The sequence below is a fragment of the Bradyrhizobium diazoefficiens USDA 110 genome, assembly GCF_000011365.1.
GTDB classification, from domain to species: Bacteria; Pseudomonadota; Alphaproteobacteria; order Rhizobiales; family Xanthobacteraceae; genus Bradyrhizobium; species Bradyrhizobium diazoefficiens.
This window is the reverse complement of the sequence record NC_004463.1, coordinates 593177-607171: the sequence shown is the minus strand read 5'-3', so window position 1 is coordinate 607171 and position 13995 is coordinate 593177. Positions and strand designations below refer to the sequence as shown.

12 protein-coding genes and 1 tRNA gene are annotated in these 13995 nt (G+C 66.0%); 11 read left to right on the top strand and 2 right to left on the bottom strand.

Going from position 1 to position 13995, the window contains the following annotated elements:
- Positions 1-76: 76 nt before the first annotated feature.
- From BJA_RS02865 to BJA_RS02850, 4 genes are all read left to right on the top strand, one after another.
- Positions 77-1288, top strand: coding sequence for a COG4223 family protein (locus tag BJA_RS02865; protein WP_011083394.1), 1212 nt, complete (start codon positions 77-79; stop codon positions 1286-1288).
- A gap of 36 nt (positions 1289-1324) precedes the next feature.
- Positions 1325-3067, top strand: a complete 1743-nt coding sequence (locus BJA_RS02860) for a heme biosynthesis protein HemY (protein WP_011083393.1) — start codon at positions 1325-1327, stop codon at positions 3065-3067.
- A gap of 99 nt (positions 3068-3166) precedes the next feature.
- Positions 3167-3242 (top strand) — tRNA-Thr (locus tag BJA_RS02855).
- A gap of 167 nt (positions 3243-3409) precedes the next feature.
- Positions 3410-3778, top strand: coding sequence for a hypothetical protein (locus BJA_RS02850; protein WP_011083392.1), 369 nt, complete (start codon positions 3410-3412; stop codon positions 3776-3778).
- 165 nt (positions 3779-3943) lie between these two features.
- On the opposite strand, the gene BJA_RS02845 is transcribed toward BJA_RS02850, so the two are convergent.
- Positions 3944-4999 carry a polysaccharide deacetylase family protein gene (locus BJA_RS02845; protein WP_011083391.1) on the bottom strand — a complete coding sequence of 352 codons (1056 nt, stop codon included), beginning with the start codon at positions 4997-4999 and terminating at the stop codon, positions 3944-3946.
- 254 nt (positions 5000-5253) lie between these two features.
- Here BJA_RS02845 and BJA_RS02840 point away from each other — a divergent pair, with 254 nt between their 5' ends.
- Both BJA_RS02840 and BJA_RS02835 read left to right on the top strand, forming a co-directional pair.
- Positions 5254-5577, top strand: a complete 324-nt coding sequence (locus tag BJA_RS02840; RefSeq protein ID WP_011083390.1) for a hypothetical protein — start codon at positions 5254-5256, stop codon at positions 5575-5577.
- A gap of 165 nt (positions 5578-5742) precedes the next feature.
- The gene (locus tag BJA_RS02835) at positions 5743-5958 is read left to right on the top strand and encodes a hypothetical protein (protein WP_011083389.1); all 216 of its coding nucleotides are present in this window, start codon (positions 5743-5745) and stop codon (positions 5956-5958) included.
- Between the two features lie 155 nt (positions 5959-6113).
- On the opposite strand, the gene BJA_RS02830 is transcribed toward BJA_RS02835, so the two are convergent.
- Positions 6114-7802, bottom strand: a complete 1689-nt coding sequence (locus BJA_RS02830) for an MFS transporter (RefSeq protein WP_011083388.1) — start codon at positions 7800-7802, stop codon at positions 6114-6116.
- A 137-nt stretch (positions 7803-7939) separates the two neighbouring features.
- On the opposite strand from BJA_RS02830, the gene BJA_RS02825 reads away from it, so the two are divergent.
- The 5 genes from BJA_RS02825 to BJA_RS02805 all read left to right on the top strand — a co-directional run bounded on the left by BJA_RS02825 (position 7940) and on the right by BJA_RS02805 (position 13892).
- On the top strand, positions 7940-9310 hold the full coding sequence (locus BJA_RS02825) for a hypothetical protein (protein ID WP_063921598.1): 1371 nt from the start codon (positions 7940-7942) through the stop codon (positions 9308-9310).
- Between the two features lie 34 nt (positions 9311-9344).
- Entirely contained in the window at positions 9345-10712 is a 1368-nt protein-coding gene (locus BJA_RS02820) for a cytochrome P450 (protein WP_011083386.1), read from the top strand.
- A gap of 50 nt (positions 10713-10762) precedes the next feature.
- On the top strand, positions 10763-12172 hold the full coding sequence (locus BJA_RS02815) for an adenylate/guanylate cyclase domain-containing protein (protein WP_011083385.1): 1410 nt from the start codon (positions 10763-10765) through the stop codon (positions 12170-12172).
- Between the two features lie 224 nt (positions 12173-12396).
- Positions 12397-12885: a TerB family tellurite resistance protein gene (locus tag BJA_RS02810; RefSeq protein ID WP_011083384.1), complete on the top strand. Its 489-nt coding sequence runs from the start codon at positions 12397-12399 to the stop codon at positions 12883-12885.
- A 227-nt stretch (positions 12886-13112) separates the two neighbouring features.
- Entirely contained in the window at positions 13113-13892 is a 780-nt protein-coding gene (locus BJA_RS02805; protein WP_011083383.1) for an SDR family NAD(P)-dependent oxidoreductase, read from the top strand.
- The last annotated feature ends 103 nt before the right edge of the window (positions 13893-13995 follow it).

Below are 13995 nucleotides of genomic sequence, written 5' to 3'. Positions count from 1 at the left end.
ATCCGACGCGATCGGGTCTGCCCAAGATCTACGCCAGGGATCTGTGCAAGGTATGGAAGTGTGAGGAACCGTCACGATGGCCGACGACAAGCCTGAAGACGCAGGATTGGCCCCGGAGTCCGGTCGTGCCAAGCGCCCCCCGCCGACCATCGACCTCGAGGCGACCGATGTCTCGACCCAGCCGCAGGAGGTGGCGGGCGAGCCCGAGGCTCCGCCGGTGAGCGAGCACACCGAGCCCGAGCAGGCAAAATCCGAGCAGGCTGACGCCGAGCCGGAGCGCGCCGAGGCGCAGGCCGCGGTTGCGCCCGCTCCCGCGTCGCCTCCGGTTTCGCCCTGGGTCATTGCACCGCTCTCCGGTGCGGTGGCGGCGGCCGTCGTGATCGCGGTCGGCTGGATGCTGGGCTGGCCCGCCGTGCAGGCGCCGCCTGCCGCGCCACAAGTGACGAGCGCGACGGTCGATGCTCTGGGCGGTCGCGTTGCCGCGGTTGAAGCCAAGGCTGGCAAGCCCGCCGCCGATCCGGCCATGGTGGCGCGGATCGATGCGCTGGAAAAATCCGTGGGCAGCCTGCGCAGCGACATCGCCAATCTGCGCGCACAGTCCGACAAGACCGCGAGCGCACTGAACGACGCGAAATCTGCCCCGGGCGCCGCTTCGCCTGATCTTGCCGCGCTCTACGACCGCATCGCGCAGCTCGAGCGCGCCGGCAAGACGGAGCGGGCCGAGCTTGCGCAGCAGGGCGAGAAGATCGCCGACGCCAGGACGATGGACGACAAGCCGCTGCGCCATGTGGTGGCGGCGGCCCTGCTCGACGTCGCCGTGCGCCATGGCGATCCCTATGAGGCGCAGCTCGCCGCGGCGCGGTCGCTGGCGGCCAAGCCCGAGATGCTGAAGCCACTCGACACCTTTGCATCGTCGGGCATCCCGACCCCGGTCGCGCTCAGCCGCGAGCTCCTCAACATCGTGTCAAAGCTGTCGCCGCCGGCGGATGCCCAGTCCAGCGGCGGCGGCATCGTCGAGCGCCTCCAGGCCGGAGCGTCAAAGCTCGTCCGCATCGAGCGAACCGACGGGGTCGGCAATGATCGCGGCGCCATCGTGGCGCGGGTGACGGCTGCTGCGCTCCGCAATGATTTCGTCGAGGCGCGGCGCGAGTTGAAGACGCTGCCCGATGCCGATCGCGCGCCGGCGCAGGCCTGGCTCGACAAGGCCAATGCCCGCGATGCCGCGCTCGCCGCCTCCCGCAAATTCGCCGACGATGCCATGGCGGATCTCGTCAAGCCTGCTCAATAAAGCTTCGCGCAACAATCAGCGCGTATAGGGATCGCCATGCTTCGCATCGTCCTTTTCCTCGTCTTGATTGCGCTGGCGGCGGCCGGCGCGGCCTGGGTTGCCGATCAGCCCGGCGATCTCGTCCTGACGGCGGGCGGCTTCCGCGCCTCAACGACGTTGCCCAGGTTCGTGTTCTTGCTTGGCCTCTTTGCCGCGGCAGTCGTGCTGGTCTGGAGCATCCTGACGACGATCTGGCGGACGCCGGGGCGTTTGCGCCGCCGCAGTCACGAAAAGCGCCACGCGCGCGGCCGCCACGCCATCACCCACGGCCTGCTCGCGATCGGCCATGGCGATACCGCGCTCGCCCGCCGTCATGCCGAGACGGCGCGGCGGCATGCGCCGAACGATCCGCTCGCGCTTCTCTTGCATGCGCAGTCGGCGCAGCTCGAAGGCAATCGCGACGAGGCGCAGCGCGCCTTCCGTGCCATGGCCGAGCGCGAGGATACGCGGCTGCTCGGCCTGCGCGGCCTGTTCATCGAGGCGCAGCGCGCCGACGATGCGGTCGGCGCCGTCATGATCGCGGAGGAAGCGATCAAGCTGTCGCCGTCGTCAACCTGGGCCTCGCATGCGGTGCTCGGCTTCCGCTGCGCGCGCGGCGACTGGAGCGGCGCGCTGGCGATCCTCGATTCGAACCTGTCCGCGGGGCTGATCGACAAGCCGGCCTATCGTCGCCAGCGCGGCGTGCTGCTCACCGCACGCGCGCTGGAATTGCAAACGATGGACCGCGATGTCGCGCGCGAGAGCGTGATGGAGGCGATCAAGCTCGCACCGACCCTGGTGCCGGCCGCCGTGCTCGCCGCAAAATTCGAGAGCGAGGCGCATCAGGTGCGCCGCGCCATGAAGCTGGTCGAGGCCGCCTGGCTCGCCAATCCGCATCCGGATCTCGCCGAGGCCTATGCACATGTGAAGCTCGGCGATTCCGCGCGGCAGCGCTTGCAGCGGGTCGAGACGCTTGCGGCCAAGACGCCTGCCGACAAGGCCGGCCATATTGAAGGCCAGCTCGCGCTCGCACGCGCCGCGATCGATGCCTCCGAATTCAGCCGCGCACGGGCGGTGCTGGCGCCTTATGTCAACGATCCGACCCAGCGGGTCGCACTGCTGATGGCCGAGATCGAGCGCACCGAGCACGGCGACGGCGGCCGCGCCCGCGCCTGGACCTTGCGCGCGGTGCGCGCTCGCCACGATCCGGCCTGGACCGCCGACGGCTATGTCAGCGATCGCTGGCGCCCGGTTTCCCCGGTCACCGGCCGCCTCGACGCCTTCCAGTGGCAGACGCCGGTCGCGAGCCTTCCTTCCGACAAGGGCGACTTGATCGAATCCTCGGCCTTCGAGGAAGCCATGCTGGCGGCCCCGCCGCCGAAGCGGGTGACGGCGCCTGCGAATGACACCCTGATGGAACCGGCTCCGGCTGCATCGGTCCCGGCGGAGCAGGACAATTCGCCTCCGGCGGCCAAGGAAGAGCCGAAGGAAGAGCCTGCGATGACGTCTGCGGAGCCGGTCACGCCGGCCCCCGAGCCGGCCGAATCATCGCCGGCGGCGGCAACGCCGGTGTTCCGGACCCGTGCCGACCTCGGCAAGCCCGCACCCGTCCCGATCCCCGCCGTCATCCCGATCGTCCGCGCCCCGGATGATCCCGGGATCGATGACGAGGGCCCGAGCGATGAATTTACGGAACAAATCGGCACGCCCAAGGCCCAGGCCGGCGGCTGGCGCGGATTCTGGTCCCGCTGGGGCGCCTAAGCCGCATTTCGCACCCGGCTTGTTCTTGCCAATTCGGGCCATGCCCGATATCAGGAGCGCGCGTATCGGGACCGGCATCGTCCGAGCCCGGCAGGGTTCGCCGCAATAGCTCAGTCGGTAGAGCACGTCATTCGTAATGACGGGGTCGGGGGTTCGAATCCCTCTTGCGGCACCAGCGCCCCGAATTCATCCCATCATCACAGACAAGCGTCTCAACCGACGCGTACAGCCGGCATGAGTGCGCGGGTTCAGGATCGCCCAGTCGCCTGCGTGATCGTGATCACATAATGTCGCGTGTATCTCCCATAGCGTCCCGGTCACGCCAACACGGGGAGATTTCACATGCGCAAGATCATTCTGGTGGCCGCCATGGTCCTGGCTTCAGCATCTGCTCAGGCGGCCGGTCCACGCAGCCTCTCGCTGGCCACGGCGAGCGAACAGGCCTCGGCGCCGCAAGCGACGGCGACAATCGCCGTGACGACGCAAGTGAGTGAAGCCGCACCCGTCACCGAAGCACCGAAATATGTCGACCGTCCGCCGGCGATCTCGGCGCCTGCGCCTGCCGCGGCACCCGCCGTAGCCACGACGACTTCAGCGCCCGCCGCGACCGCAACGAAGACCACGGCGAAAGTCAACAAGCCGAAGCACAAGCGTACCTGGACCGAAGGCCGCATCATCAGCGAGCTGCATCGCCACGGCATCTATTGGTAAGCGGTCTTTGCGCCCCACCCTCGCCGTCACGCCTCAGGCAAACGCGAGGCGCGTGTTCGCGCCAGATGTCCCGGGCATCCATGACCTTTCCACGCAGGCCCAAGAACGTTGATGGCCGGGACAAGCCCGGCCATCACGCAAGAGTTTTCGATCCGGTCGAACGCGCTACTGCGAAACCGTCTGCACCACGCTTCCGATCGGACGCGCGCTCGAGGTCGGCACCTTCAGGTCCTTCAGCAGCGCTTCGTCATATTCCGGCAGCGTCTGGAAGGTGGTCTTGGCCTTCATCTGCACGACCTTGTAGCCGCCGGCCTTGAGCCGCGCGAGCAGCGCCGGCATGGCTTCGCCGGTGTGCTTCTGGAAGTCGTGCATCAGGATGATGCCCTTGCCGAGCTTGTCGAGCCTGCCCATCACGGTCTCGACGATCTTCTCCGGCGTCGCGCCCTTCCTGAAGTCGAAGGAATCGATGTCGGTCGAGAACATCGCGACGTTGCGGGTGCCGAAATAGGTCACCATCGCCGGATTGTGCTGAAGCTGCGGGAAGCGGAAGAACGGCGCCGGATTGGTGCCGAGCGCGAACCTCACTGCGCTAAAGCCCTTTTCGACCTCGTCCTTGACCTGTTGCTCCGTCATCTTCTTGCTGTTCAGGTTGACATGCGACCAGGTGTGCGTGCCGACCGTGTGGCCCTGGGCCAGAACCTGGCGCAGGATTTCCGGGTGGTAGGTCGCGTGCTTGCCGACCGAGAAGAACAGGCCCTTGGTGCATTCATCCGCGAGCGCCTTCAGCACCGCGGGTGTGTTGACCGGCCACGGACCGTCGTCGAAGGTCAGCACGACCTCCTTGTCGGTGAGGAAATCGAACTGCTTGAAGTGCTCGAAGCCGAAGCCGGGACCGCCGGTGGTGTCGATCTCGACCACGCGGGCGACGCCGAGGGCGTTTGGATTGGCGCAGGCCTGCTTCGGTTGAACTGGCGCGACCGGGGCGGGCGTAGGCGCGGATGCCTGGGCAACGGCCGTCGGCTTCGCCGCGATCGCCGCGGTGGTCGCGACGTCGTCCTTGGCGGCGATTTTCGTCTGTGCCGGCAACGGGTCGGCGGCACGGGCGGCAACTGTCTTGGGGGCGCCCGGATCGGCGCTCGCGGAATAATAAAACCAACCGCCGGCGGCGATCACGACCGCCGCAACTACACTGGCCAGCATCAGGCCCAACGCATTACGCATCGCTACTCTTTCCAATTACGCAACCAAACCTGCGGAATTTCCCGCGCGACGAGCCATTAATGCGAAGGAACAGTTAACGTGACACCAACGCGACGGCGTTTGCGCCGGATTTTCAGCGAGGTGCGCCAATGTGACCGATGTCACAGTTTGGGTGCGCCCCGTGACCGTCATCACAGTGGAAACTGTTTTGCTGGAGCATCGTAGTTCCCATCAACAACGGGCTCCGCTTGCAGCGGCGCCAATGGGAGCTTCAAATGACCAAGTCGTTTACGGCCAAGTCGCTCACCTCCAAGTCCTTGAGCAGCAAGATCCGCGACACCAGCCTGGCTCTGGGCTTCGCCGCCATCGTCTCGATCGTCTCGACGACTTCGAGCTTCGCCTTCTCGGCCGAGGCGCAGCAGCAGTGCACCGGCGATGCCTTCCGCCTGTGCTCGTCGGAGATCCCCAACATCCCGAAGATCACCGCGTGCATGATGAAGCATCGCTCGGATCTGAGCGCCGGCTGCCGCGCGGTGATGGACAAGGACCTCGCCAAGGGCGCGTCACGCAAGGTCGCTGACGCTCAGGGCAACCAGTAAGAGCACACAGCGATCGTTGCGTCGGTTAGCTCCCCTCGCGTTGTGCCCCGGCGTCAAGCCGGGGCCACGCTGTGGCGCGATGCAGCCTGTCAATAAAGCCGTTGCGGCTCCGGGATCGTCGCACTAGCTTCGCCCGCACATCTTCCGGGTAAGAGGCATTACGCGATGACCAGATTTCTTTTCGTTATTTCCTTGCTCCTGTGCGCATCTGGCGCCTCCGCGCAACAACAGCCCGGACACGACGCCTGCGCGCGCGACGTCACGCGCTTCTGCCGCCCCGTGATGAACAATGGCGACCAGGCTGTGCTCGCCTGCCTGAAGCAGAACCGCACGCGGCTGAGCAAGGGCTGCGACAAGGTGCTGACGGAGCACGGGCAGTAAACGTGCTTGTCGTCCCGGCGAAGGCCGGGACCCATACCGCGTGATCTATCGATAGAGCGCGACTAGCTGTACAGGACTCGGTCGCAACTCCGAGTCTTCGCCAAACTTTTGCCTGTGGTTATGGGTCCCGGCCTTCGCCGGGACGACGGCAGAACCTACGTGCTGCTCCCCGCCGCGGTCGCGACCACGGGCAGCACCTCACTTGCTCCCTGGTCCGGCGTCTCTTCCTTCCAGCGCACCGAGCCGAACGGACGCTCCAGCATGCGGCGGACGCGCACCGGCTCGGGGCCGATGTGGAAATCGATCGCCTGCTGATGCAGCGCGCGTTCGGATAGGGTCGAGCGGTTGCGCTGGCGAAGATAGTCGAACCAGGTCGGGCAGTGATAGCGCTCGGTCCACAATTCGGGGTCGGCGATGTCGCGCGCGATCGACCAGCCATAGGCGCCGTTGCGCTGCCTTGAGAGCTGCACGTCCTGCATCACATTGTGGAAGGCGCGCGCGTTCTCCTGAGACACCCGGTATTCGATCTCGACCACCAGCGGTCCGCTGCGGCCGGTGAGCGACAGCCTGACTTCGGGATCGGCCAGCACCTCGGCGTCCTCGTTGCGGGCGCCGACGCGCGGCATCGTGAGCCAGATCCCGAGCAGCGGTGAGATCAGCATCAGGCCTGCCGCGACCAGAAGCGCGACCTCGACGCCGGCATAGTCGGTGAGATGGCCCCAGCCCCAGGCGCCGATCGCGATGCCGCCGGAGATCGAGGCCTGGAACGCTGCCAGCGACCGGCCTGCGACCCAGCGCGGTGCCGAGAGCTGCACGCCGATATTGAACAGCGCGACGGCGGCCATCCAGACCGCGCCGGCCAGCACCAGCGCGGTCGCCGTCAGCACCGGTTCTGTGCTCACGGCAAGGGCGGCCATCGCAAAGGCCATCGAGATGGTGCAGGCGCGGATCGCGGACTCGCCGCTCATGCGCTTGCGCAATTCGTGGATGTTGAGCGCGCCGATGACCGCGCCCATGCCGAAGGCGCCGAGCATGATGCCGTAGGTCTGCGCGCCGCCATGCAAGAGGTCGCGCGCGACCAGCGGCATCAGCGCCATGATGGCGCCGCCGATCAGGCCCATCACCAGCGTGCGCAGCAGGACGATCTTGATCGGCGGCGAATTGGTGATGTAGCGGAAGCCCGAAACCATGGCGCGGTTGAGCTTCTCGCGGGGCAGGCGCGAGGGCTCGGTGCTGCGCCGCCACAGCAGCAGCACGACCAGCAGCGGCAGATAGAGGATCGCGTTGCAGGCAAACGCCGCCACCGCGCCGAGCGCGGCGACGATGACACCGCCGACCGCGGGACCGAAGCTACGCGCGATGTTGTAGCTGATGCCGTTCAGCGCGACGGCCGACGGCAGTGCTTCGGGCGGCACCTGCTCGCTGACCGAGGATTGCCAGGCCGGGCCGAACAGCGCGTTGCCGCTGCCCACGACGAAGCAGAAGGCGAGCAGCGCTTCCGGCGTGATCAGCTTGAGCCCGGCCAGGATCGTGAGCGCAGTCGCGCCGGTCAGCGCGATCATGAGCGAGACCAGGGTGACGATGCGGCGGTCATACATGTCGGCGATGGCGCCCGCCGGCATCGAGATCAGCATGATCGGCAGCATCAGCGCGGTCTGCACCAGCGCCACCTTGTCGGCCGAGGCCGCCATCTGCGTCATCGCCCAGGCGGCGCCGACGCCCTGGATCAGCAGGCCGAGATTGGAGAGCAGGCTGGCGAGCCAGATGCGCCGGAACACGGTGTATCGCAGCGGCGCGGCGATGCCGTCGGCTGCGATTCTCTGACGGTTCGGCTGCTCGGTCATATCCCCTTCCATATGGGCTGGCAGAAGTGGTCCTGGCGATTCCGGCGGATTCAGTGATGCCCGCGAAAGTCCTTCGCTGTCCAGTGGTTAGGACGCTATAAGCGGTGCAAAGAGGCGGTTTTGCCGGGGAGGAACAGATGAAGCTGTCGCGACGGACGATCCTGCAAGGTGCCGGCACATTGCCTTTTGCGCTTGCGAGCGTCCGGATGGATGCTTTCGCGCAAACCGCGCCCGCGGCGCAGGGCGCCGAGGTGCCGCCGATCCTGTTCGTCCACGGCAATGGCGACTACGACGCGCTCTGGATGACCACGATGTGGCGGATGGAATCCAATGGCATCGCGCGCGATCGCATGCTGGCGATCAACTTCACCGATCCCAATGCGCGGAGCGACGACACGGTCGAGCAGGCGAACCGCTCCTCGACCGAGGACCAGCGCCGTGAGCTTGCCGCCGCCATCGCCGAGCTGAAGCGCCGTACCGGTGCGGCGCGCGTGGCACTGGTCGGCAGCTCTCGCGGCGGCTATGCGATCCGCAATGTCGTCAGGAACGGCGGTGTGGCTGACGTCAGCCACGCTGTCCTGTGCGGCACGCCCAATCACGGCGTGTTCGCGAGCGACGACCAGCCCAACAACGAGTTCAACGGCCGCGGCGTTTTCCTGCGCGGGTTGAACGGGGGCGAGAGCGAGGTGACGCCGGGCACGGCTTTCCTCACCCTGCGCAGCGATGGCATGGACAAATACGCGCAAGCCGACGGCCGCTTCATCGGCAAGCCCGGCACGCCGACCGGTGTCACCGCCGAGGGGCCGGAGCTGCGGGGGGCCACCAATCTCGTGCTCGGTGCGCTCGATCATCGCGAGGTGGCGTTTCACCCGCGCGCCTTCCGCGAGATCTACAAGTTCATCGCCGGCCGCGAGCCCGCGCGCATCGCGATCGTGCCGGAACCGAGCGTCAGGCTGAGTGGCCTCGTCACGGGAACGCCGGGCGGCGTGTCCACCAATCGGCCGGTGGCGGGCGCAACCGTCGATATCTTCCGCGTCGATCCGGATACCGGTGAGCGCAACGGCAATGCCGTGCACAGCGCGAAGACCGGTGCTGACGGCCGCTGGGGGCCGGCGCAGGTCGAACCCTCCTGGCCGCTCGAATTCGTCCTCGCGTCGCCGGATGCGCCGACCACGCATATCTATCGCTCGCCCTTCCCGCGCTCGTCCGACGTCGTCCACCTGCGTGCCGCGCGCCCGCTCGGGCCGGCGGACAAGGATGCCGGCGCAGTCGTGATCATGTCACGTCCGCGCGGCTATTTCGGCCTGCCGCGGGACGTGGTTCTGCTCGACGGCAAGGAGCCGGCCGACGTCAAACCGGGCGTACCCACGGATGCGACAGCAACATTGCGGCTTCCGGCCGGCGAGATCGGGCGTAACATCGTGGCCCAGTTCGGCGAAGAACGGATCGTGGCACGCCTCTGGCCTGCCGCCGAGAACAGGATTGCGGTTGCCGAGCTGACTTACTAGCTATTTGCCTGCGTCACATCTGCGGGAGAGAGCCATGAACATCGCCAGCGTGCGGCGGCCCATCGTCCCCCCGACGCCGCCGCGTGCCCCCGACGACATGTCGTTCCTCGGACGGGTCGCTGTGATCAGGCAGAACATGATCGCAACGTGGGGACAGCGCGCCTATGAGGAAGACGTTCTCGAGGGCCGCTTCTTCCTCCATAAGAGCTTCATCCTGAACCGCCCGGACGCGATCCGGCATGTCCTGCTCAGCAATTACGAGAACTACACGCGCACGCCGGCCGGCATTCGCATGCTGCGTCCCGTGCTCGGCGAAGGCCTCCTGATTGCGGAAGGTCATGCCTGGACGTTTCAGCGCCGCACGCTCGCGCCGGCCTTCACGCCGCGCGCCACCGCAAATCTCGTTCCGCACATGACTGCGGTGCTCGACGAGACCATTGCGAAGCTGGATGCGCGCAGCGGCGAGACCGTCGATCTGCGCGAGACCATGCAGCGCATGACGCTCGAGATCGCCGGGCGCACGATGTTCTCGTTCGGCATGGACCGGCATGGCCCCACCTTGCGCAACTTCGTCGTGGAATATGGCGAGCGGCTGGGACGGCCCTATTTCCTCGACATGCTGCTGCCGGTGTCCTGGCCGAGCCCGATGGATTTTGCCCGCGCCCGTTTCCGCAAGCGCTGGACCGAATTCGTCGCGATGCTGATCGCAGAGCGGCGCGCCGCCGGGAAAAAGGACGGCGCGCCGCCGCGCGACCTGTTCGATCTCATGGACGAGGCGCGCGATCCTGAAACGGGCAAGGGCTTTTCGGACGAGCAACTCATCGACGAAGTCGCGACCATGATTCTCGCCGGCCACGAGACCACGGCGACCGCGCTGTTCTGGGCGCTCTATCTGCTCGCGCTCGATCCTGATACGCAGGAGGAGGTGGCCTCCGAGACCCGCGGCGAACATCTCGACAGCATGGCCGACATCGATCGCCAGAAATTCACCCGCGCGGTGATCGAAGAAACCATGCGGCTCTATCCGCCCGCCTTCCTGATCGCGCGTGCCGCGCGCGCGAAGGACAATGCGGCCGGAATCGAGATCGGCAGGGGCGACATCATCATGATCGCGCCCTGGCTGCTGCACCGGCACGAAAAGCTGTGGGATCAGCCGAACGCGTTCGTTCCAAAGCGTTTCATGTCGACCGAAGCACCCGACCGTTTTGCCTATTTGCCGTTCGGCGCGGGTCCGCGCGTGTGCGTCGGCGCGCCGTTTGCGCAAGCCGAATCCGTGCTGGCGCTGGCCCGGCTGATCGGTGCGTTTCGCGTCGAGCTGGTCGATACGGTTCCCGTGATCCCGCATGGCGTCGTCACGACCCAGCCGGACCGCTCACCCATGTTCCGAATCACGCGTCGGTGACAGGCGCTCGCCTGGCCGATGGCGTGATCCACCCTAGATAGAGTTACGCCATGAGCGACATCCAGGCCCAGTTTTCCGTTCTGAAGCAGACCGCCGATCCGAAGGCGGTCGATGAGATTGCGCGCCTCATCGAGGACGGCGAGGATCACGAGCTCAACCGGGTCAATGTCCTCGATTTCGCCAGGCAGCATGGTGTCGACGAAGAGCGCGCGATCTCCGCCTTCCTGCATTCGGCGCGGCTCGGGCTGTTCGATCTCGGCTGGAACGTGCTGTGTCCGGGCTGCGGCGGTGTGCTTGGCGCTCACGCGACGCTGAAGGCGCTCAAGCCCGACGACTATCACTGTGCGCTCTGTGCCTGCGGTTACAAGGCCTCCGTCGACGACCAGGTCGAGGTCTCCTTCACCGTGAACCCGCGCGTCCGGCGCATCGCGGCGCACGACCCGGATACGCTTCCGGTATGGGAGTATTTCAAGCAGGTGTTCTGGAGCTCCGGCGTCGACTTCAACAAGGAGTCGTTTGCGACGCTGGCCAACGAGGTCACACTGGATACGATGGAGCTGCCTGCCGGCGAGAAGGCGACCATGTCGCTGCAACTGCCGAACGACTTCATCATCATCTTCGAGCCGGTGACGCACGCCGCGCATTTCATCGACGTCCAGGGCGAGCCGACCAAGGACCGCCAGCAGCTCGCCATCATGTACAACAGGGTGCAGGCGCCGACGGGCACCACGACCATGCGGCCGGGTCCGCTGCGGCTGTCGCTGGAGAACCAGGCCGGCGTACGCGTGCTGCCGTCGGTGTTCATCGCGGCCGAGGCGCTTCATCACCTCATCGGCAAGCGCAAGCCGTTCCTCACCGCCAAGCGGATGCTGTCGAACCAGACGTTCCGCGATGTGTTCAAGGCGGACAATCTCAGTGTCGATCAGCGGCTCCAGATCACGTCCCTGACATTTCTGTTCACGGATCTGAAAGGATCGACCGCGCTCTACGAGCGGGTCGGCGATCTCGCCGCCTTCGATCTCGTGCGCGCGCATTTCCATGCGCTGCTCGAGATCATCTCCTCCGAGAAGGGCGCGGTGGTGAAGACCATCGGCGACGCCGTGATGGCGACCTTCGTCCGTCCCGAGCACGCGATCGTCGCGGGCCTGCGGATGCGTGCGGCGATGGACGTGCTCAACAAGCAGCGCGGCACCGCCGATCTCATCGTCAAGATCGGCATCCATGAAGGTCCGTGCCTCGCGGTGATGCTCAACGAGCGGCAGGATTATTTCGGCCAGACCGTCAACATCGCCGCGCGCGTGCAGAGCCTGTCGACCGCGCAGGAGATGCACATCACCGGGTCAGTGCTGGACGCGCCAGCCGTGGCGGAAGTGCTGAAGCAGCGTGAAATCAAGCCGATTCAGAAGCAGGCCGCATTGCGCGGCATCGCCGACAAGATGGTGGTGTACGAGATACCGTAAGCCGCCGTCATTCCGGGATGGCCCGAAGGGCCAGACCCGGAATCTCGAGATTGTAGCGCGAGATTCCGGGTTCGCGCTTCGCGCGCCCCGGAATGACAGCGAACAGATTGCCGAAACGTAATGCAGCGCGGGGAACTGACGCACGTTGCGCCGGTTGAGTTTCCCGCACATATAATGCTGGTAACGCCGCGCCCCCGCGGCGTCATCGTTTTCGGTAGGACCCCATGCTCGACGGCCTGCGTCAATTCATCGCCGACATTGTTGCTCCCCATGCCGGGGATCGCGCATTCGGCGACAGCGATTATCGGCTTGCGGCGACCGCGTTGCTGGTTCACGTGGTCTCGCTGGACGGCCAGCCGACGGCGACCGAGCAGCGCAAGCTGCACAGCCTGATCGAAAGCCATTTTGGGCTCGATCGCGGCACTGCCGATCGTTTGATCGCCGATGCGACCCAGGTCGAGGGTGAGGCGGTCGATCTCTATCACTTCACCAGCGTCATCATGCGCTCGCTCGACGAAGCGGGCCGCAAGCGCATCGTCCAGATGATGTGGGAGCTGGTCTATGCCGACGGCCAGGTCTCCGAGTTCGAGGACAACGTGGTCTGGCGCGCCTCCGACCTGCTCGGGATTTCCCAGCGCGACCGGATCGACCTGAAGCATGCCGTGGCGGACCGTGCCGGTAACCAGGTGAAGGACGGCGCCGTAGGCGGCTGATTTCGTCCAACACGGCGGATTGCCGGTTGTACAGGCTACATGACGAAACTTTAATGTAGCCCCCGGCTGCGGTTATCCCGGATTCATCCGTAAATCCCCGGGTTTTCTGGTCTCCCTGATGTCCGGTCAGGCGGCCATGCTGTCAGCGCCGCTTGCCTGTCGCGTACGGCCTATGCTCTCGTTCCGCCATTGCGGGACTAAAAACTTCAATTCAAGAGACTTCGATCGTGACTGAGCGGGTAACGTTGATCACCGGTGCCTCGGCGGGCATCGGCACGGAGCTGGCGCGGGTGTTCGCCGCGAATGGACACCGTCTGGCGCTGACGGCGCGGCGTGCGGACCGGCTCGAGGCGCTCGCGAACGAACTCGCCGCCAAGGGCGGCAAGAAGCCGATCGTAATCGCCTGCGACCTCCAGGAAGCTGATGCCGGCGAGAAGATCGCGGCCGCGCTCGCCGCCGAAGATGTCGAGCTCGACCATCTCGTCAACAATGCCGGCTTCGGCGTGTTCGGCGATGCCATCGAGTGCGATCGCGACGAGCAGGTTGGCATCGTCGACGTCAACGTCCGGGCCCTGACCGATCTGTCGCTGCGATTTGCCGATCAGCTCATCAGGAACAAGGGCGGTCTTCTCAATGTCGGCTCGGTCGCCGGCTTTCTGCCCGGCCCCGGCATGGCGGTCTATTACGCGTCCAAGGCCTATGTGATTTCTCTCACCGAGGCCTTGCGGGCGGAGCTCGCGCCGCGCGGCGTCCGCGTCACCGTACTTTGCCCGGGTCCGGTGCCTACCGAATTCCAGGCGCGCGCCGGCGTCGGATCCGGACACAATACGGCCCTTCTCAATGTTCCTGCCTCCGATGTTGCACGGGAGGCCTATCGTGGGCTGATGGCAAATAAACGGGCAGTGCTGCCGGGTCTCGGCATCAAGATTGTGCCGTTCGCGCTGCGTTTCTTCCCGCGCGGCTTCATCCTGTCCGCCACCAGTCGATTCCAGCGGCAGAGACGCTGAAGAACGCTCGAAGCCTGTCGTGGCCCGGAGCTTGCTTTCCTGATCGGTGTCGTGTGTGCGCAAACTCACACGATGTTAACCATCGCTTAGCTATGCTGGCGGT

Excerpts from the sequence above, each read along its gene's own strand:
- BJA_RS02865 (WP_011083394.1), top strand. The coding sequence starts at position 77 with ATGGCCGACGACAAGCCTGAAGACGCAGGATTGGCCCCGGAGTCCGGT.
- BJA_RS02860 (WP_011083393.1), top strand. The coding sequence starts at position 1,325 with ATGCTTCGCATCGTCCTTTTCCTCGTCTTGATTGCGCTGGCGGCGGCC.
- BJA_RS02850 (WP_011083392.1), top strand. The coding sequence starts at position 3,410 with ATGCGCAAGATCATTCTGGTGGCCGCCATGGTCCTGGCTTCAGCATCT.
- BJA_RS02845 (WP_011083391.1), bottom strand. The coding sequence starts at position 4,999 with ATGCGTAATGCGTTGGGCCTGATGCTGGCCAGTGTAGTTGCGGCGGTC.
- BJA_RS02840 (WP_011083390.1), top strand. The coding sequence starts at position 5,254 with ATGACCAAGTCGTTTACGGCCAAGTCGCTCACCTCCAAGTCCTTGAGC.
- BJA_RS02835 (WP_011083389.1), top strand. The coding sequence starts at position 5,743 with ATGACCAGATTTCTTTTCGTTATTTCCTTGCTCCTGTGCGCATCTGGC.
- BJA_RS02830 (WP_011083388.1), bottom strand. The coding sequence starts at position 7,802 with ATGACCGAGCAGCCGAACCGTCAGAGAATCGCAGCCGACGGCATCGCC.
- BJA_RS02825 (WP_063921598.1), top strand. The coding sequence starts at position 7,940 with ATGAAGCTGTCGCGACGGACGATCCTGCAAGGTGCCGGCACATTGCCT.
- BJA_RS02820 (WP_011083386.1), top strand. The coding sequence starts at position 9,345 with ATGAACATCGCCAGCGTGCGGCGGCCCATCGTCCCCCCGACGCCGCCG.
- BJA_RS02815 (WP_011083385.1), top strand. The coding sequence starts at position 10,763 with ATGAGCGACATCCAGGCCCAGTTTTCCGTTCTGAAGCAGACCGCCGAT.
- BJA_RS02810 (WP_011083384.1), top strand. The coding sequence starts at position 12,397 with ATGCTCGACGGCCTGCGTCAATTCATCGCCGACATTGTTGCTCCCCAT.